We start from the raw sequence: 18516 nt of genomic DNA, 5'->3' as shown, positions 1-18516 counted from the left end.
CGTTTCCTTTGCCTTACGGAGCGTCCGTGATGATCAGGTAGGTTACAACTGCAAAATCCTCAATGCCCTGGCTGCTGGTAGCGGTCAGTACCGTACCGCCTCTAGTAAAGAGGCTTTGTACGCCCTTCTCCTCGCTCTTGCCTGCAATGCTATCTACCGCGACTGCCAGCAGCTGCTGGTACTGTTCCATGTCGGAACCATTCCTTGTACGGTCGTTTACCTGCCCAGCAGCCTCCCTATCAATGGATGTTGCTGAGAGCCCCTGTTTCTTCAGGAGGTCGAGAACCTTCTTGCTTTGCGTGAAGTTGAGCTCGACAACAGCTTCATCCGAGACATAAACCAAGAAATATGGTGCCAAGGGGTAGTTTTCATCCACCTGGACGGCCCGATGACCATCCCTGATGCTCTTCAAGCAGAATATTACGCCGGGCTTGAGGCCATCCGCTTTGAGATTGGCATCTATGGTAACGGCGGCATAAAGGCCGTGAGGAGCCTGTGCCAGCTTGTGCAAGCCCTTCTTCATGTAGCCTGAAAGATCCATGCGAAAGTCGTTCAGGGTTAAGTCCGTAATGGAGACGCCGCCCGCCATGTCTTCCAGATCGACCACGGCATCTTTGAGCTGCTGAAGCTGCGTGCGGCGATACTCCAGGTCGTTCATTTCCTGGGCGTTGGCGTCAATGACGTTTTCCTCTCCAGTAGCCGAGACGTCCAGAAGCATCATGCGGCCTGCCACCCTGGCTTCAAGATTGATGTACTCGTCTAGCTCCATATTTGGCCAGAAGTTTATGAGCTGAATTTTGGTGTTTTTCGAGCCCAGGCGGTCAACGCGGCCAAAACGCTGGATGATCCGTACAGGGTTCCAGTGAATATCGTAGTTGATGAGCGTGTCGCAGTCCTGAAGGTTTTGCCCCTCGCTGATGCAATCGGTGGCAATCAGTAGGTCAATCTCAGCCTTGGCGTCGGGATCGATCTTTCCGCGCTCTTTCGATACAGGAGAGAAAGCCGTCAGGAGATTGTTCAGATCCGAGCCCGCTCCGGCCAGGGTCGTCTTGTTGGTGCCACCACCCGTGATGAGGGCGCTGTGGATTCCGAGCTCGTCCTGCGCCCAGCCGACAAGTTTGGCATAGAGATATTTCGCGGTATCGGCAAAGGCCGTGAAGACGATGACCTTCTTGTTTCCGGGGTTGAGAGGCTCCCGGACTTTTTTGGCAATGACCTCTTTAAGCTTTTCCAGCTTGGCATCGCGATGTTCGTCCACGGCTTGCGCGGTTTCGACGATAGTGGTCAAGAAAATCCTGTCCGCCTCAAGCTCCTGCCTGAACCGGATGAGATCCATATCCTGGAGGAGGACGCGTGTTTTGTTGCCGATCATGAAGGGCTCAAGCTCAGGCGAATCCATTTCAAAATCGTGAATATCCTCGATATTCAAGGCTTCAATATCGCCGCTTTCATGGGCGTCAATCTTCCGTAACAACACTTCCACTTGTGCGAGAAGCTTTTGCGAGGTCAGCGTGAAAGAGTTGATTGAGCTTTCCATGCGCTTGAGCAGGTTTACCCGCATCAGGTGGATCAGGCTCTCCTCCCGGTCAACCTGTTTGAACATGCCCTTGCCGTCGCCAACAGCGTTGTCATAGCGACGGGCGTACTCATCCTTCTTATCGTTCCGGACGAATTTCATGGGCGAGTAGCCCGCCAGTGAAAGCCTGCGGATCGTCTTGTTTACTTCCTTCAGCGGCGGAAATTCGTGCGTTGAATCGAGATCGGCATAGATGTTCTGTGGTGGCAGTCGCACAGGGAACTCGCCGATATCTGCCGTGCCGTAGTATTTCTGAATATGCTTGCGGGAACGCGCAATGGTGACGATATCGAGCAGTTTGAAATAGTCGAAGCTCATCGTATCCAGCAAGGATGCCACACTGCGGTTTTCAGGCGGCTGCTTGACCCACTGGTTGAACTGCTTCTGCGCCAGGCGCAACGTGCTTTCCACATTCTTGATGCCGACATCGATAAAGGCATCGTCGCGCCCCTCGGTGATGAAGGCGACCTGATTTTTCAGGTCGTTCATGCGGTTGTTCACTGGCGTGGCGGAGAGCATCAGCACTCTGGTTTTCACGCCTGATTGGATGATGTCCTCCATCAGGCGGCTATAGCGGTTTTTGGTGCCTTTGGTGGGATTGTTGTTGCGGAAGTTATGCGACTCATCGATGACGATGAGGTCGTAATTTCCCCAGTTCAGGGTTTCGAGATTGATCTCGCCGGAACTGCCTTTCGTACGAGACAGGTCGGTATGGTTCAGGACGTCATAATTGAAGCGATCCTGCGCAAGAAGGTTGCGCTTGTCGTTGACGGTATAGATCGTCCAGTTATCCCGAAGCTTCTTCGGACACAGCACTAGCACACGGTCATTGCGCAGCTCGTAGTACTTGATAACGGCCAACGCTTCAAAGGTCTTACCCAGACCGACGCTGTCGGCGATGATGCAGCCGTTGTGCTTCTCCAGCTTGTCGATAGCACCCAGCACGCCGTCCTTTTGGAACTTGTAAAGCTTGTTCCAGACAAGGGTGTCCTTGAACCCAGTCTTTGTCTTAATAATGCTGTCTTCGTCGATATCATCGAGGAAGTCTTTAAAAATGTTGTAGAGCGTCAGGAAATAAATGAAGTCGCCCGGCTGGTCGGCGGCAATGAACTCCAGTTTCTCAAGGAGCTCGTCCTTGATGTCTCGGGCTTTAGGGGCATCTGCCCAGACAGAGTTAAACCAGGACAGTAGCTGCTTGGTCGTTTCTGGCTCGTTGATGCCGGTATTCATCAGCGGGGTATCGGACTGCACCTCTCCCAGCCCGGTGGGGGTGAAGGCAGAGCTGCCGTGAACGGCAAAACTGCCCTGGCTGCCGTCTTCAACAAGGAACATATTCTGGGCCGCGTTGGCTGACCGGACCTCGGCCTTGCTGGCGAGCCATTTGGCGCATTCCCTGGCGATGCGCTTCTGGTCGAGCTGGTTCACGAGACGCAGGTCGGCATCCAACCCGATGAGCGCCTGAAGAGATATGCTGTCCCAGCCAGACAGCAGCAATCTTGCGCCATCGATGCGGGAGAGCTCTTTCCTTAGGGCAGAAAAGCCGTAGATGGTGAACAGGCCTGAAAGCACGGATAGCTTCGACCCTGCGGCGAGGTTTTCACGCAGCGAGTTTCCTACATGGCCGTTATTTCTGTTGTCCAGTAACAAAGCTTGTCCACTCCAATTCAAATGCGACTTTTGGTCGTTTGCAGATCAATCCAGTCTTCGATGGAAACCTTTCGGAACCGCCAACTGCCCCCTACCTTGAAGCCCGGAATTTTTCCTTCAGCAGCAAGGCGGTAGGCCGTCTTTTCCGCGAGTTTGAGGTACTCGGCCACTTCCTTAAGGGTCATTATCTCTTCAGGCATATCATGCACCCCTGTCTTGATATTTGAGAGAATAGAGGAAAATCGGGGAATGACCAATGATGAATGTAAGCATTTTCGCCTCTTGGTTGGGCTCTCTGACGTGATGGCCATGGGAGGCATTTGAACTAACAGTCGAGTTTTCCAGCCTCCGCAAGTGCAACAACTGGCGCGAAAAGAACCTAGAGACACCATTCCTTTATGTGATCAAAACATCTAACTGCGTTTGTGAGAGCTGAATCGAGCTATCCAAACGCTACTTCACAATAAAATACCGCGTGTATCCGAATCTATTTGAGCGCCCTGAGTGGGATGTCATTACTGACGCAGAAACCCAGATGCGCGTCGAACAACGCACTGTCCATGAGGCTCATGAAGGCACAGGAGTGAATTTCTCTGTACAAGTCGGCGGCGGTAAATTCGCACCCAACATCCAGCTTACCTTCTAGCCCTTAACCTGCTGCCCGAGTACCACTTCGCGCAACGCATCGACCATCGGCTGCAACTGAACCCCAGCCGCCTACATATCAACGCCCCTTAGCACCGACTCCCTCCACATCCATGCTGACCATCACCAAAGACCTTCGTAGCGGACTTACACAGATAGCTAGAGCGGCGAAAGAACTCATCATGACCGAGATAGTCATGCCGAGCTAAGTGATGAGTAGCGTCCTTAGTAACATGTACGGCACCCAGCACATCATCCACCGGTAGACGAAGCGCGCTAGCCCAAGCCAATGTGAGACGGTTGTACATGTTCTTGCTCGTAGACTTGATATAGCCAAGCGAGCAGTAGGCGTCACGATTGAGAAACCCGATGCAGTGGTAATGAGGCCGGCCGCCCTTCCCTACCTCTCTCACCCAAAATAGCCTCGCGCACGTGTCATGGGATGATCTACTGCGCATCCGTGCCCGCTCACGATCATGACTGATCTGCGCGTCCAGTGACGCCTTGAAGCGCTGTATCACCTGGTTAGTCATCGCATCATCAGGCAGCGGCTTCCCACAGGGCAGCCTCAAGTCAAATCTGAAGGCAAATACACGGGCGTAGTCAGACAGAGCGTATTGCAGAGTCTGGTACAGCTTTTCCAAGTACTGCTCAATGAAGGGGCCCTTGTCCAACATGAGCGGGTAACCATCGTAGGTACTTTCATGCCAGTAGCGCAGATTCGTATTACCAGGGATGCGTTTGGGTTTGAATGAAGGGGTCATGACGGTATGTCCTGTTTGTTAGGTCATACCTCAAGCCGATTGTGTTGTTTTTAACTGGAGGGATTCAGATTCCAGGGTCCCCTCTCAGCCGGCTGGTATCTCTAGATGCTGATTACCCTGTTGGGTATATAGGTTCCGAGTCACTGGATTAAAAAGGTTATAAGCGCTGTAGGAGTAGAGTTGTAGGAGCTATAAACATAATGGTTATAGGAGCTATAGCGTAGTACTGTTTTCCGAGGACTAGCCACCGGGCACGCACAGGTCTGACGGAATGAATTCGTCCACAAACACAGCATTCGCAGGCGTCTTCAAGGGGCGGTTTACTCTGGGGAAATATCAACTAGGCACCAACCAGACCAGCGCTGGACCTCAATTCAATTCAATGCAATGCAGGGCACGCAAGCATCGTTGACAGTCCCTTGGGGGGAGCTCCCAACTGCTAATCGGCATAAGTGCCATGACTGGCAGCTAGCCAGTCATGGCACTTATGCCCGGTAGTCAGCTCTCGCCAGACTGCAACTCATTCGGCCAGGTCGCGCTCCTCGATCCGAGCCAGAATCCAATCGTGTACCTCCTTCTCCACCCAACCAACGCTGCGCTCTCCCAGTGGTACCGGTTTCGGGAAGGTACATTCCGCGATGTATTTGTAGATGGTCGACCGTGCCAGGCCGGTGGAGTCGGTGACTTGCTTCAGTCGGATGATTCGCATGAGCGGGCTCCTCTGTATGGCTCAGAGGAATGGCTGGGTTAGTAAAAAATGACTCACACCGGGCTCCTGCACCTACTTCGCTGAGGCAGCTTCCCGCACCTAAAACGCATAACCTGCGTGACTCAAAGACAACGCGAGCTCAGGGTCGCGTCGTCGTTTATTCAATAATAGAGAGTGGAATTATTAATTTCGTCTGCTATTGTCGCTATAAATAGCGGATATAGCAGATAAAAGTGAATTCGATTGATGTTGAAATTCCCACCATGATTGAAACCTATTCAGATGCCTCGCAGGACATTTGGCCGAGTTTCCGTGAAAACAGCTTGTTGGACGGGGCGGTGAGAGAGGCTGCCCGAGAACTGCAGGTTCACCGAGAGATGGCGATAATGTGCGCCTTCGGCGCTATGGCAACAGCCTGTCAGGGGCACGTGGATGTCGAAATGCCCACCGGGCATAAAGTACCGACCTCACTCATGCTGTTGACCATTGCTGATTCCGGTGAGCGGAAGACCACGACGCAGAATTACTTCTTCAAGGCCATCAACGCGCGAAATGATTCGGCGTATAAGGCCAACAATGAAGCCCTGGCGGAGCACAAGGTCAAACACCATCTCTGGGGCACGCATAAACGCCATTTAGAGCGCACCTACAGCAAGTGCGCCTCTCAACAAGACGAACCCGCAACGCTCGCCGCTCGGGATGCTGTCGCCGAACACGTCAGGACTGAACCGCAACCTGAGCGCTCGGGCAAATTTCTCTACGAAGACACGACCCCACAAGCGCTAGTGCAAATGCTCTATGAAAACTCGCCGAACGGTTGCCTGCTGACCAGCGAAGCCAGCAGTATTTTTAGTGGCAAAGCCCTGGGCGAACTAGACAAACTCAACACCCTCTGGGATGGCAACAGCGTGATCGTTGATCGCGTCTCAAGAGCAGGCTTTATTCTCCAAAATGCCCGACTCACACTGTCGCTCATGGCGCAGCCGAGCGTGATAGCACGTTTCATGGGCAAACGCGGTGAGGAAGCCCGCGGCACGGGATTCCTCGCTCGCTTCTTGGTCGTCAAACCGCGTCAAATGGCGGGTCAACGCAGTCCGGTCAAACTATCTGCACTGCCGCGCCAACAGGCATTCAATACCCGCATCCACGAACGACTGACCACCCCCGTTAAGACTGACCGCCAGGTATTGCGCTTTTCGGAGTCAGCAGCAGAATTCTGGCTTCAGTGCAGTCGAGGCCTCGAACAGCAGATGCAAGAGAACGGCCTCTACTATTACCTCAAGGATCACGCCTCCAAGTTGCTCGAAAACACCAGCCGCCTGGCGGCCATCCTACATATGTTCGAGCGCGAGCTGGACAACGACATCGAGATTGAAGAATCCACCCTGCAGTTTTGTTGGAAGTTCGCACAGATTTGCTCAAAACACTTCATCGACCATCTGGCTAATGAGCCGCAACTTGTTACAGATGCCAATAATTTAGTGCACTACTTGTTGCAAACGGCTTACAAAGAGTCCCGTACAGAACAAGAGCCGAGAACTGCACGCAAAAATGAAATCAACCCAATCAGCGGTTCCGCTAATATGCCTCGACCTAACGATTTGAAGCCGGGGGCAAAAACCCAATTCACATTGACACAGGTAAAACAGTACGGCCCCAGCACTCTGAGAGGCCGCGCCAGTGCCGAGCGACTCGAGGCGACGATTAAGTTGTTAATCCAGCTCGGGCATGTCGACAAGGTAGGAAGCTACTATCGTTTTCAGGAAACCATTTTGCTCAAACGAAAACCTGAAGTTAAGAACGGCGAAATTATCACCATTAAAGAGTTACCGCTGTTCAGTGAGCAAGAGTATTGGGAACCTGAGCGGCGCCGCGGGTTGGTAAATACATCAGGCTACTTCATAAAAATCCGAATGTAGCTGCCAAGCGGGAAAAGCGCAAAGGCAATTAACATCAACCACTCACAGCATCGATGAAATTTTTACACATATGCGATACGTTATAACATATTGTATCGGAATTATCACGATAGCGTGATTGATTTAGTCCGCTTATAACCAGGCAGATCTAACCAAACTAGGCCGAGGCAAATTAAGCAACTGAGGAAAATCACAAAATCGACGGCACGCCCAAGATAGGACTCTCGAATATTATTGGACTGGTGAGCCATATGAGTGACGCATGGAGAGGCCTGGTGAGGGCTCATCGATGATGCGCGCCAGCCACCCTTGAATCGCGACGAGATAGACGCACGTCGAAAGGCCGAAGACGGATGAAGACGCTAAGGATGCAACTCAACCTCATTGCGTTTAAATATGACTGCTAGAGAAAGGTGAATCTGGGTTGAAGCTACAACACGTGCGGAAAGGACTCCCTGCAACTTGAATCGATGCAAATGCCGCACGTCGCATGATGCGATAGACTCGCAGCGGAACTATCGACAGGCTTCCGAGGAAAGAAATGCCTCGAAATCCAGATGGGGGAACAGATGGGGGAACAAAATAACCAGATACAAAAAAGCCCCGTAAAAACGGGGCTTTTCAGTAAAATATGGCGGTGAAGGAGAGATTCGAACTCTCGATACAATTTCTTGTATACACACTTTCCAGGCGTGCTCCTTAAGCCACTCGGACACTTCACCGTATCTCGTCAAACCAGTTCAGTCTGTCGAGGCGCGCTAATGTAGTCGAAAGCCTTTCTGATGGCAAAGGTTTTTTTCAGAATATTCATGCGGTTAGCAGGTTATCCCGTTCCTCGCCCGGCAAGGGGCGGTGATTGTGCCATTCTCAGGCATCGGCGATGTGCGTCTGGGACGGTGATTGCGCCCTGCCCCAGGCATTCCAGCACGCCTTGATAGGGCAAAAGTCTGACTGACCAGTCAGTCACAGCGCTTTACCGAGGCGGGTGTGGTGGGTAACGTCTGCTGCATACTTCTATAACAAGTCCTACAAGGAACCGCGTCATGAGTGAGTTGATTGCCTACCACCTCGAAGACGGTATCGCGACCCTGACCTTGAGCAACGGCAAGGTGAATGCCATTTCTCCTGCGGTGGTCAGTGCGTTTAATGAAGCGCTGGACCAGGCGGAGAAGGACCGGGCGGTGGTGGTGATCACCGGCACGCCAGGGATTCTGTCGGGTGGCTATGATTTGAAGGTGATGACCGCCGGCCCTAAAGAGGCGATCGGCCTGGTGACGTCTGGTTCGACGTTGGCGCGTCGCCTGTTGTCGCACCCATTCCCGGTGATTGTGGCGTGCCCTGGGCATGCGGTGGCCAAAGGGGCCTTTCTGCTGTTGTCGGCGGATTACCGGATTGGCGTGGAAGGCCCGTTCAGCATTGGCCTGAACGAGGTGGCGATTGGCATGACCATGCACCATGCCGGTATCGAGTTGGCGCGGGATCGTCTGCGCAAGTCGGCATTCCACCGGTCGGTGATCAATGCCGAGATGTTCGACCCACAGGGCGCCTTGCAAGCGGGTTTCCTCGACAAGGTGGTGGCACCGGAGGAATTGCATGCCGCCGCAATGGAAGCCGCGCGTCAGTTGAAGAAGATCAATATGAACGCCCACAAGCACACCAAGTTGAAAGTGCGCAAGGAACTGCTGGAAGCCCTGGACGACGCCATCATTCAGGACCAGGGGCACATTCTGAGTTAAGCCCCGCCTCTGATACGCCAGAGCCCGACCTTGAGTCGGGCTTTTTCTTACGCATAATCCGAATCTTCTTCAGCCGCTCTAGCGTGCCTGTGTCGGCAGTTGTTGAAACATGCACTTAAACATCGCCTATCTCCGACCTCTGCCGGGGTAATTGCCGAACACAGTGCACAACCGTACACTGCGCCACCTTTTGTCCCGATGGGCCGTGTCGATGCTTTTTCTGTTGCGTATGTTGTTGATGGGCCTGCACTTTATGCTCGCCGGTGTGCTGGGTGTGGTGCTGGGTCTCTGCCGGCCGTTCAACCCGGACAACAGCCGCCTGTGTGCTCGCCTCTACGCGCTGCCGGCCATGCGGATATTGCGGTTGAACGTGAAGGCCGACGTGGACTCGCTGCGCAACAAGCCCGGCACCTGCGTGATCATTGCCAACCACCAGTCCAACTATGACCTGTTCGTGTTCGGCAACGTGGTGCCGCATCGCACGGTGTGCATCGCCAAGAAAAGCCTGAAATGGGTGCCGCTGTTCGGCCAGCTGTTCTGGCTGGCGGGCAATGTGCTGATCGACCGGGGCAATGCGCACAAGGCACGTCGCGCGATGCTCACCACCACCCGCACGTTGCAGCACGAAGACACCTCGATCTGGGTGTTCCCGGAAGGCACGCGCAACCTCGGGAAGGGTTTGCTGCCGTTCAAGAAAGGCGCGTTCCATATGGCGATTGCGGCCGGTGTGCCTATCGTGCAGGTGTGTGTCAGCAACTACGTCACGCACATGCAACTCAATCGCTGGAACAGTGGTGATGTGCTCATACGCTCGTTGCCGCCAATTCCTACGACAGGCCTGACCTCAGATGACATCCCGGCGTTGATGCAGACTTGCCACGCGCAGATGCAGGCGTGCATAGAGGCAATGGATCGCGAATTGCAAACCGTCTCGGCGCCGCGCCCTCTCTAACCGGAGGGGCGCGCCTCGCCCCCCGCGCGAGCACGCTCGCTCACCACGAAAAGGCTTGCCGCAACGGCAGCTACGACGGAACGTCATTCAGGCTAAGCTGCCCAACACCAGTCATCCCAATAAGAAGCGATCAGCACCATGGGTAGAGTTGTTGCGGCCGCCGTCTACAGCGACGGTAAGAAAGTCACGGATATCACCCTCGATGAAGGCGCGGCCTGGGCCGCCAAACCCAACCACTTCGTGTGGATCGGCCTGGAAGAACCCGACGCCCAGGAACTGGCCAACCTGCAACGCCAGTTCAACCTGCATGAATTGGCCATCGAAGACGCCCTGGAAAAACACAGCCGCCCCAAGCTGGAAACCTTCGGCGATGCGCTGTTTATCGTCACGTACTCACCCGTGCGCGAGAACGGCAAGCTGGAGTTCATCGAAACCCATATTTTTGCCGGCAACGGCTACATCATCACTGCACGCAACGGTCACTCCGCGTCCTACGGCTTTGTACGCCAGCGCTGTGAGGCACGACCGTTATTGCTGGAGCACGGCGAAGATTTCGTCCTCTACGCGCTACTGGATTTCGTTACCGAGAACTACCAGCCGGTAAGCGAAGCGATCCATGCCGAGATCGACGAGCTTGAGCGCAACGTGCTGTGCAGTTCGCTGAGCGAGCGCGACATCCAGAAGATCCACGGCCTGCGTCGCGACGTGCTGCGACTCAAGCGCTATGTAGCGCCGATGGTGGAGATCAGCCAGGAACTGCAGAAGCTCAGCTTCCCTTTTATCGACAAGAACATGCGCCCGTATTTCCGTGACGTGCAGATCCACGTGACACGGCAGATGGAAGACCTCACCACCCTGCGCGATATTGCCAGCCAGACCATCGAGATCGGGGTGTTATTGGAGGCTTCGCGCCAGAGCGTGGTGCAGCGCAAATTCGCCGCGTGGGCGGCGATTCTCGCGTTCCCCACCGCAGTGGCAGGGATCTACGGGATGAACTTCCAGAACATGCCCGAGCTGCAATGGCACTACGGCTATTTTGCGGTGCTCGGGTTTATTGCGGCGGGTTGTACCGGCTTGTGGGCCAGTTTCAAGCGTTCGGGTTGGCTTTAAACCTGGGCTTCGGATTTGTGTGCGACAAAGCGCATCATCCATTCCGCCACGGTTGCGCCGTGGTGGTCGCGCTCCAGGCTGGCCACACCGTTGGTGTAGACCTTTTCGCCCAGGGTTGTCTGAAGAATCTCCAGCAACTCGCGGGAATAATCGTGGATAAATTCCGGATGTCCCTGGAAGCACAGCACTTGATCACCGATGTGGTACGCCGCGAACGGGCAAAACGCGCTGGAGGCGATGACCGTGGCGTTCTCCGGCAACGTGGTCACCTGGTCCTGGTGGCTGATCAATAGCGTCAGTTCTTGCACTTCAGGGCTCATCCACGGTGCCTTGGCATCGAGCTTGTAGTCATGGATACCCATGCCCCAGCCCTGGCCGGCGCGTTCGGTCTTGCCGCCCAGCAGCAGTGCCAGCAACTGGTGACCGAAGCAGATACCGAGCAATTTGTCGCCGCGCTCGTAACGTTCAAGCAAGTATGTCTTGAGGGTCTGGATCCAGGGGTCGGTGCCGAAGGAGTCTGCCTTGCTGCCGGTCACCAGGTAAGCATCGAACACTTCGTCGTCCGATGGGTACTCACCGTTCACCACGTTATAGACGACGAACTCGGCGGGAATCGGCTGCTTGGAGAACAGGCGCTTGAACATCTGCCCGTACCCTTGGTATTGATCGATCAAGCCTGGACGCAGGATATCGGTTTCCAGGATACAGACGCGTAGCGACATAAAAAATACCTGACACGGTGATGGGAATATTGCACACCCCAGAGCCTGCCTTGAAATACCCCTTCAAGGCAAGCCCCCTTGATCACCGGGACACGGTCACTTGAACACCGCACCCTGCGCGGCTTTCTCCAGCAACAACGCCGGCGGCGTGAAGCGTTCGCCATATTGCTCGGCCAGGTAGCGAGCGCGGGCGACAAAGTCGTTCAAGCCGTACTGGTTGATGAACTGCAACGCGCCACCGCTCCACGCCGCGAAGCCAATGCCGAAAATAGACCCCACGTTCGCGTCGGCCGTGGACATCAATACCCCCTCCTCCACACAGCGCACGGTCTCGATGGCCTGGATGAACAGCAGGCGATCGCGCACATCCTGCGGCGAGATGCGTTGATCGGGCCGTTCAAAGCGGCTTTTCAGCTCGGGCCACAGGTGTTTCTGTGCGCCGCTGGGGTACTCATAGAAACCGCCTCCCGCCGCCTTGCCCACGCGCTTGTACTCGTTAACCAGCAAGTCGATCACCTCCGTCGCGGGGTGTGTCGGCACGGGCTTGCCTTCCGCCTGCAGGTCCTTGGCCGTCTGCTGTCGGATATGGCTCATCAGGCTGAGCGAGACTTCATCCGACACCGCCAGCGGCCCCACCGGCATGCCGGCCTTGCGGGCTTCGGTCTCGATCAGTGGCGCGGCCACGCCCTCACCGAGCATGGCGATGCCTTCATTTGTGAAGGTGCCGAACACCCGCGAGGTGAAGAAGCCACGACTGTCGTTGACCACGATCGGGGTTTTCTTGATTTGCAGTACGAAATCGAACCCTCGCGCCAGGGTTTCATCGCTGGTGCGGGCGCCCTTGATGATTTCCACCAGGGGCATCTTGTCCACTGGGCTGAAGAAGTGCAGGCCGATGAACTTGGCTTGATCCGGCACGGCCGTGGCCAGGCCGCTGATGGGCAAGGTGGACGTATTGGACGCAATCACCGCGTCGGCACCCACCACGCTTTGCGCCGCGGCCGAGACCTTGGCCTTGAGTTCGCGGTCTTCGAACACCGCCTCGATGATCAAGTCACAGCCGGCCAGGTCGCCGTCGGAGGCCGTAGGATGGATGCGCGCCAGGGTGGCTTCCCGCTGTTGGGCGGTCAATTGCCCACGGCTGACCTTCTTGTCCAGCAGCGTCGCCGAATGCGCCTTGCCCTTCTCGGCAGCGGCCAGGTTGATGTCCTTGAGCACCACCTCGATGCCTGCGCTGGCGCTGACATAGGCGATGCCCGCCCCCATCATCCCCGCGCCCAGCACGCCGACTTTGCGCGTGACATAAGGCGCATAGCCTTGCGGCCGTGAACTGCCGGCGTTGATCTCGTTGAGCTGGAACCAGAAGGTGCCGATCATGTTTTTTGCCACCTGCCCTGTCACCAGTTCGGTGAAGTAGCGGGTTTCGATCAGGTGCGCGGTATCGAAGTCCACCTGGGCGCCTTCAACGGCAGCACAGAGTATTTTCTCCGGGGCGGGGAAACAGCCATTGGTTTTACTGCGCAGGATCGACGGCGCGATCGCCAGCATCTGCGCAACTTTCGGGCTCGACGGTGTACCGCCGGGGATCTGGTAGGCCTTGTTGTCCCACGGTTGCCTGGCGTCCGGGTTGGCCAGAATCCAGGCGCGGGACTTGGCCAACAACTCATCGCGGTCCGCCGCCAACTCATTGAGCAGGCCGGCTTGCAGCGCCTGCTGTGGTCGCACTTTCTTGCCTTCGAGCAAATACGGCAAGGCCTTCTCCAGCCCCAGCATACGCACCATGCGCACGACCCCGCCGCCACCCGGCAGCAGGCCCAGGGTGACTTCCGGCAAGCCAAGCTGCACCGACTTGTCGTCCAGTGCGACGCGGTAATGGCACGCCAGGCAAATCTCCCAGCCGCCTCCCAGCGCGGCGCCATTGATGGCGGCCACCACCGGTTTGCCGAGGGTTTCCAGGCGCCGCAGCTGTGCTTTCAACACCCGCACGCTGTCGTAGAATTCGTTGGCGTGGGCCTTGTCGACCTTGATCAGTTCATTGAGGTCGCCACCGGCAAAAAACGTCTTCTTGGCCGAGGTGATCACCACCCCGGCAAGGCTGTCTTTTTCCGCCTCCAGGCGCTCCACCGTGGCCGCCATGGCCTCGCGGTACACGCCGTTCATGGTGTTGGCGCTCTGGCCGGGCATGTCGAGGGTCAGCACGACGATACCGTCCTGGCCTTTTTCGTAACGAATGGCTTGGATCATGACAAATTCCTTGGGCTCAGAGGCGTTCGATAATGGTGGCGATGCCCATGCCACCGCCGACACACAAGGTGGCCAGGCCGTAGCGCTGCTGGCGCACTTCCAGTTCGTCGAGCAGCGTGCCGAGGATCGCGCAGCCGGTGGCACCCAGCGGGTGGCCCATGGCGATAGCGCCGCCATTCACGTTGACGCGCCCCGCGTCGATACCCATGTCCTTGATGAACTTGAGCACCACCGAGGCAAACGCTTCGTTGACCTCGAACAGGTCGATGTCTTCGACGCGCAAGCCGGCCTTGACCAGGGCCTTGCGCGTGGCTGGCGCGGGGCCGGTGAGCATGATGGTCGGGTCAGTGCTGGTGACCGCCGTGGCGACAATGCGTGCGCGCGGTTGCAACCCCAGCTCGCGGCCCTTGGCCTCGGAGCCGATCAACATCAGCGCAGCGCCATCGACAATGCCGGAGCTGTTGCCAGGCGTGTGCACGTGATTGATGCGCTCCACATGGCTGTAGACCCGCAGCGCGGTGGCATCGAAGCCCATCTGCCCCATCATCTCGAAGCTGGGCTTGAGCTTGCCAAGGCCTTCCAGGGTGGAGTCGCCGCGAATGAACTCGTCATGGTCCAGCAGCACGATGCCGTTCTGGTCCTGCACCGCAATCAGCGACTTGTTGAAGGAACCGTCCGCGCGGGCCCTGGCCGCTTTCTGCTGTGAATGCAGGGCAAAGGTGTCGACGTCCTCGCGGGTGAAACCTTCCAGGGTGGCGATCAGGTCTGCACCAATCCCCTGTGGTGTGAAGTGGCTGTGCATATTGGTCTGCGGGTCGAGCACCCAGGCGCCACCGTCGGTGCCCATGGGCACGCGGGACATGGACTCGACGCCACCGACCACCACCAGGTCTTCGAAACCGGAGCGCACTTTCATCGCGCCCAGGTTGACCGCTTCCAGGCCAGAGGCGCAGAAGCGGTTGATCTGTACACCGGCGACGCTGATGTCCCAGTCCGCCACCAGTGCGGCGGTCTTGGCGATGTCGGCACCCTGGTCGCCCACCGGGGTTACGCAGCCGAGCACGATGTCGTCCACCTGGAGGGTGTCGAGGTCGCTACGCCGGGCCAGGGCGGTGAGCAGGCCGGCTACCAGGTTCACCGGTTTGACACTGTGCAAGGCGCCGTCTGCCTTACCTTTGCCACGGGGCGTACGTATCGCATCAAAGATCAAAGCTTGGGTCATGACGTCCTCGAACCGCTGTGCATGTGTGCCTCTACCTTAGGCCCGATTGACACGGTTTCAATGACGGATGCGCTCATTGCTTTTGACCCCCTCGCTCGGACGAACGGTAGCCTCTTGAGGTAAATGCTTGATTAATCGTTTTAGCTGTCTAGCCAAGGCATTGGCGCCAATATGGCTATCTGCCTCATGCCTTTTTAAGCTCAAATGCTGATTAGCTGATATGAAATGATTCTAAGCCGCGAAGAACGAGGGCTCTAAGGTTGAATCAGTAAGACGTTGCTGCCGGGTTTTGCTGGAGCAGCTGTAAGAAAAGCGACACGTCATCTGGCCATACTGAAATAAAAACCGGCTCGTATTGACGCTCAGGAATAACAACAAAAGGCAGTCAGCCATGTTCAAGCATTCGAAAGTACGTCAGGCGGGACTCATTCTGTTCGCCACCACACTGATTCTGATCTTGCCCAACTTGACCAAGGTTATTGGGTGACCACGCCACGCCCCTATTCCGTGCAATCACAGCACCGGGCTTGCAGCTTTTGGCAGCACCTGCCGGGACATTGCGCATAGCGGTCCTGCAGGGGCTGTCTTTTTACGCGCCGATTTCCGGTATCGTGAGCCTAATCGCCACTTTGATCCGGGCCTTCGTCTTGAAATCCATCCTCGCCCTCCTCGCCTTGCTGATCGGCCTTCCCGCTTCGGCGGCGCAATTGACCGTCGAGCTCGACCACACCACCAGAACCTGGCAGACCGCCGATTTGCTCAAGCACCCGCAGGCGCAAACGGTGCAGATCATTGATGACGTGTCCTACAAGCGCACCATGACTTATCGCGCAGTGCCGCTGGCGGTGCTGCTATCGGGCGTGAATCCTGAGAGCCACCTGCAGGCCGTTGCCCTCGATGGGTTCGCCGCCGAACTCACGGCTGCGCCGCTGTTGGAAAACCACGGCGCACGCGCCTGGCTGGCGGTGGAAGATCCGGCCCAGCCATGGCCCGCACTGGCAGATGGCAAGCCGAGTGCAGGCCCGTTCTACCTGGTGTGGACCAACCCGCAAGCCGGGCATATCAGCCCGGAGCAGTGGCCGTTCCAGATCTCCGGCATCAAGCAATTGAAGACGGTGGCGGAGCGCTTTCCGGCGTTGTTGCCGGACCCGAAACTGGCGGCCAATGACCCGGTCAACCAGGGCTTTGCGCTGTTCCAGAAAAACTGCCTGGCGTGTCACCGTCTCAATGGCGCCGGTGATGCGCAAGTGGGGCCCGACCTGAATATCCCCTACAACCCCACCGAGTATTTCGGCGGTGATTTCCTCAAGCGCTATATCCGTGATCCGCAGAGCTTGCGGCATTGGCCACAGGCGAAGATGCCCGCGTTCGCCGCCAGTGTGTTGCCGGACAATGAGCTGGATTTGTTGGTGGGGTATTTGAAGCATATGGCGGGGCGCAAGCAACATCCCTGAACCTGGCGATGCCTTCTGTAGGAGCCGGTTTGTCGGCCCCTACAGCCGATCGGTGGTGGTCCGAACTATTGCTGTTGGACGGAGATCACCGGTGTCGGCGCCACGAATACCTTGGCATGCATTTGCTCATGCCCGCCGCCGCGACGCATGCCACGTACCGGGCACGCATCGAGGTAATCCAGCCCCACCGCCAGTTTCAAGTGCCGCTCCGGACGGGCCAACTGGTTGGTCACGTCAAAGCTGTACCAGGCGTCATCCAGCCAGGCTTCGGCCCAGGCGTGGCTGGCCAGGTGCGTGCTGTCCTCCGAGTACAAATAGCCCGACACATACCGCGCAGGGATGCCGAGGCTGCGTGCGCAGGCCAGGAACGCGTGGGTGTGGTCCTGGCACACGCCTGCACGGCCAGCGAAGGCCTGGGCAGCGCAGGTGTCAACTTCGGTTGCGCCGGGTGTGTAGACCATCGTCTGGTTAAGCGCATGCATCAGGTCGATCAACGCCGTGCGGTCGCGACGTTGATGACAATGCTGCTCGGCAAAGCCGCGCAGGGCTTCATCGGGCTCGGTCAGGCGGGTGCAGCGCAGGAACGGGAACGCCGATTGGCTCTCGTGTTCAGCCTCGCGCAATTCGTCGATGTCCACTTGGCCACGTGCGCCGATGATGATGGCGTCATGGGGTTCGTCCAAGGTCAGCACATGCAGGATATTGCCGAACGGGTCCACCTGGGCGCGCACTGGACGCGGCAGGTCGAGCTGCCAACTCAGCACGTGCTGGCGCTCACTGTCGTGGGGCGTGAGGCGCAGGTACTGGATGCTGGCGCGCACCTGGTCTTCGTAGTGGTAGGTGGTTTCGTGGCTGATGGAGAGTCTCATGCCGCCTCCAGGTAGGAACTGTAGATGGCGTCGCCCAACTGGCGGACCAAGGGGATGAAGTCGGTCAGCCAGGCGTGCAGGCCTTCCTCAAGGATTTCATCGATGGCGGTAAAGCGCAGGCGCGCATCCATCTCGGCAGCCAGGCGCTGGGCCGGGCGGCCGTTGATGCCAGGCAGGCTGGCGAGGATCTGGTCGATCTCTTCGCTGCAGGCACGCAACGAGCGCGGCACATCGGCGCGCAACAGCAACAATTCGGCGACTTGCCGCGCGCCGGGGGCATCGCGATAAATTTCGGTGTAGGCCTCGAACGATGACAACGCGCGCAGCAAGGCGCTCCACTGATAGTAGGCGTGGGCCGTGCCATCGGTGACCGCCTCGGCGCGATCGCCGGCCATTTCATAGCGGGCGTCCAGCAGGCGCAGCGTGTTGTCGGCACGTTCGATAAAGGTCCCCAGGCGAATAAACCGGAAGGCGTCGTTACGCATGATGGTGCCGTAGGTGGCACCGCGAAACAGATGGGAACGCTCCTTCACCCACTCGCAGAACCGGCTCATGCCATAGCGGCTCAGGCCCTGCTGGGCGATGTCGCGAATATCCAGCCAGGTCGCGTTGATGTTTTCCCACATGTCGGCGGTAATCCGCCCGCGTACCGCATGGGCACTGGCCCGCGCCGCGCCGAGGCAGCTGTAGATACTGGCCGGGTTGGCCGCATCCAGGGCAAAGAAGTGCAACAGGCGTTCGGCGTGCAATTGGCCGTGACGTTCGTGGTAATCGTCCAGGGTGCCGGTGATCAACAACGGCATGGCCAGTTCATGCAAGCCGTCACCGCGCCCGTCCTGGGGCATCAGCGACAGCGAATAGCTGACATCGAGCATGCGCGCGAGGTTTTCCGCGCGTTCCAGGTAGCGCGACATCCAGTACAGATCCGAGGCAGTTCTACTCAGCAT

14 protein-coding genes and 1 tRNA gene are annotated in these 18516 nt (G+C 57.1%); 5 read left to right on the top strand and 10 right to left on the bottom strand.

Annotated features, from left to right (window positions below):
• Nucleotides 1-13: 13 nt before the first annotated feature.
• The 4 genes from CQ002_RS09955 to CQ002_RS09940 all read right to left on the bottom strand — a co-directional run bounded on the left by CQ002_RS09955 (nucleotide 14) and on the right by CQ002_RS09940 (nucleotide 5341).
• On the bottom strand, nucleotides 14-3223 hold the full coding sequence (locus tag CQ002_RS09955; RefSeq protein WP_105162732.1) for a helicase-related protein: 3210 nt from the start codon (nucleotides 3221-3223) through the stop codon (nucleotides 14-16).
• A 17-nt stretch (nucleotides 3224-3240) separates the two neighbouring features.
• On the bottom strand, nucleotides 3241-3423 hold the full coding sequence (locus tag CQ002_RS09950) for a helix-turn-helix domain-containing protein (RefSeq protein ID WP_054920657.1): 183 nt from the start codon (nucleotides 3421-3423) through the stop codon (nucleotides 3241-3243).
• A 534-nt stretch (nucleotides 3424-3957) separates the two neighbouring features.
• Nucleotides 3958-4545, bottom strand: coding sequence for an inovirus-type Gp2 protein (locus CQ002_RS09945; protein WP_305977928.1), 588 nt, complete (start codon nucleotides 4543-4545; stop codon nucleotides 3958-3960).
• Between the two features lie 607 nt (nucleotides 4546-5152).
• On the bottom strand, nucleotides 5153-5341 hold the full coding sequence (locus tag CQ002_RS09940; RefSeq protein WP_105162734.1) for an AlpA family transcriptional regulator: 189 nt from the start codon (nucleotides 5339-5341) through the stop codon (nucleotides 5153-5155).
• A 233-nt stretch (nucleotides 5342-5574) separates the two neighbouring features.
• Here CQ002_RS09940 and CQ002_RS09935 point away from each other — a divergent pair, with 233 nt between their 5' ends.
• On the top strand, nucleotides 5575-7260 hold the full coding sequence (locus CQ002_RS09935) for a YfjI family protein (RefSeq protein WP_146117464.1): 1686 nt from the start codon (nucleotides 5575-5577) through the stop codon (nucleotides 7258-7260).
• Between the two features lie 632 nt (nucleotides 7261-7892).
• Here CQ002_RS09935 and CQ002_RS09930 read toward each other — a convergent pair.
• Nucleotides 7893-7982 (bottom strand) — tRNA-Ser (locus CQ002_RS09930).
• 321 nt (nucleotides 7983-8303) lie between these two features.
• Here CQ002_RS09930 and CQ002_RS09925 point away from each other — a divergent pair.
• The 3 genes from CQ002_RS09925 to CQ002_RS09915 all read left to right on the top strand — a co-directional run bounded on the left by CQ002_RS09925 (nucleotide 8304) and on the right by CQ002_RS09915 (nucleotide 11058).
• Nucleotides 8304-8996: a crotonase/enoyl-CoA hydratase family protein gene (locus CQ002_RS09925; protein WP_034108276.1), complete on the top strand. Its 693-nt coding sequence runs from the start codon at nucleotides 8304-8306 to the stop codon at nucleotides 8994-8996.
• 211 nt (nucleotides 8997-9207) lie between these two features.
• The gene (locus CQ002_RS09920; RefSeq protein ID WP_034108277.1) at nucleotides 9208-9948 is read left to right on the top strand and encodes a 1-acyl-sn-glycerol-3-phosphate acyltransferase; all 741 of its coding nucleotides are present in this window, start codon (nucleotides 9208-9210) and stop codon (nucleotides 9946-9948) included.
• A 138-nt stretch (nucleotides 9949-10086) separates the two neighbouring features.
• Nucleotides 10087-11058, top strand: a complete 972-nt coding sequence (locus CQ002_RS09915; protein ID WP_034108278.1) for a magnesium and cobalt transport protein CorA — start codon at nucleotides 10087-10089, stop codon at nucleotides 11056-11058.
• Here CQ002_RS09915 and CQ002_RS09910 read toward each other — a convergent pair.
• From CQ002_RS09910 to CQ002_RS09900, 3 genes are all read right to left on the bottom strand, one after another.
• On the bottom strand, nucleotides 11055-11780 hold the full coding sequence (locus tag CQ002_RS09910) for an amidotransferase (RefSeq protein ID WP_069078056.1): 726 nt from the start codon (nucleotides 11778-11780) through the stop codon (nucleotides 11055-11057). The two genes, CQ002_RS09915 and CQ002_RS09910, sit on opposite strands and share 4 nt — an antisense overlap.
• A gap of 96 nt (nucleotides 11781-11876) precedes the next feature.
• On the bottom strand, nucleotides 11877-14024 hold the full coding sequence (locus CQ002_RS09905) for a 3-hydroxyacyl-CoA dehydrogenase NAD-binding domain-containing protein (RefSeq protein ID WP_105162736.1): 2148 nt from the start codon (nucleotides 14022-14024) through the stop codon (nucleotides 11877-11879).
• A 16-nt stretch (nucleotides 14025-14040) separates the two neighbouring features.
• The gene (locus tag CQ002_RS09900) at nucleotides 14041-15246 is read right to left on the bottom strand and encodes an acetyl-CoA C-acetyltransferase (protein ID WP_105162737.1); all 1206 of its coding nucleotides are present in this window, start codon (nucleotides 15244-15246) and stop codon (nucleotides 14041-14043) included.
• 647 nt (nucleotides 15247-15893) lie between these two features.
• Here CQ002_RS09900 and CQ002_RS09895 point away from each other — a divergent pair.
• Entirely contained in the window at nucleotides 15894-16700 is an 807-nt protein-coding gene (locus CQ002_RS09895) for a cytochrome c (protein ID WP_105163159.1), read from the top strand.
• Nucleotides 16701-16765: 65 nt separating this feature from the next.
• Here the strand turns inward: CQ002_RS09895 and CQ002_RS09890 are convergent, their stop codons facing one another.
• Together CQ002_RS09890 and CQ002_RS09885 are read right to left on the bottom strand one after the other, a co-directional pair.
• Nucleotides 16766-17569 (bottom strand): transglutaminase family protein, encoded by an 804-nt coding sequence (locus CQ002_RS09890; RefSeq protein ID WP_105162738.1) that lies wholly within the window; start codon nucleotides 17567-17569, stop codon nucleotides 16766-16768.
• The gene (locus CQ002_RS09885; RefSeq protein ID WP_034108286.1) at nucleotides 17566-18516 is read right to left on the bottom strand and encodes an alpha-E domain-containing protein; all 951 of its coding nucleotides are present in this window, start codon (nucleotides 18514-18516) and stop codon (nucleotides 17566-17568) included. Before CQ002_RS09885 ends, CQ002_RS09890 begins: the two co-directional genes overlap by 4 nt.

The sequence above is a fragment of the Pseudomonas sp. MYb13 genome, assembly GCF_002980075.1.
In the GTDB taxonomy this organism is placed as follows: domain Bacteria; phylum Pseudomonadota; class Gammaproteobacteria; order Pseudomonadales; family Pseudomonadaceae; genus Aquipseudomonas; species Aquipseudomonas lurida.
This window is presented reverse-complemented; position numbering and strand designations above follow the sequence as displayed.

Coding starts and splice junctions, on each gene's coding strand:
- CQ002_RS09950 (WP_054920657.1), bottom strand. CDS start 3,423: ATGCCTGAAGAGATAATGACCCTTAAGGAAGTGGCCGAGTACCTCAAA.
- CQ002_RS09945 (WP_305977928.1), bottom strand. CDS start 4,545: ATGTTGGACAAGGGCCCCTTCATTGAGCAGTACTTGGAAAAGCTGTAC.
- CQ002_RS09940 (WP_105162734.1), bottom strand. CDS start 5,341: ATGCGAATCATCCGACTGAAGCAAGTCACCGACTCCACCGGCCTGGCA.
- CQ002_RS09925 (WP_034108276.1), top strand. CDS start 8,304: ATGAGTGAGTTGATTGCCTACCACCTCGAAGACGGTATCGCGACCCTG.
- CQ002_RS09920 (WP_034108277.1), top strand. CDS start 9,208: ATGCTTTTTCTGTTGCGTATGTTGTTGATGGGCCTGCACTTTATGCTC.
- CQ002_RS09915 (WP_034108278.1), top strand. CDS start 10,087: ATGGGTAGAGTTGTTGCGGCCGCCGTCTACAGCGACGGTAAGAAAGTC.
- CQ002_RS09910 (WP_069078056.1), bottom strand. CDS start 11,780: ATGTCGCTACGCGTCTGTATCCTGGAAACCGATATCCTGCGTCCAGGC.
- CQ002_RS09905 (WP_105162736.1), bottom strand. CDS start 14,024: ATGATCCAAGCCATTCGTTACGAAAAAGGCCAGGACGGTATCGTCGTG.
- CQ002_RS09900 (WP_105162737.1), bottom strand. CDS start 15,246: ATGACCCAAGCTTTGATCTTTGATGCGATACGTACGCCCCGTGGCAAA.
- CQ002_RS09890 (WP_105162738.1), bottom strand. CDS start 17,569: ATGAGACTCTCCATCAGCCACGAAACCACCTACCACTACGAAGACCAG.
- CQ002_RS09885 (WP_034108286.1), bottom strand. CDS start 18,516: ATGCTGAGTAGAACTGCCTCGGATCTGTACTGGATGTCGCGCTACCTG.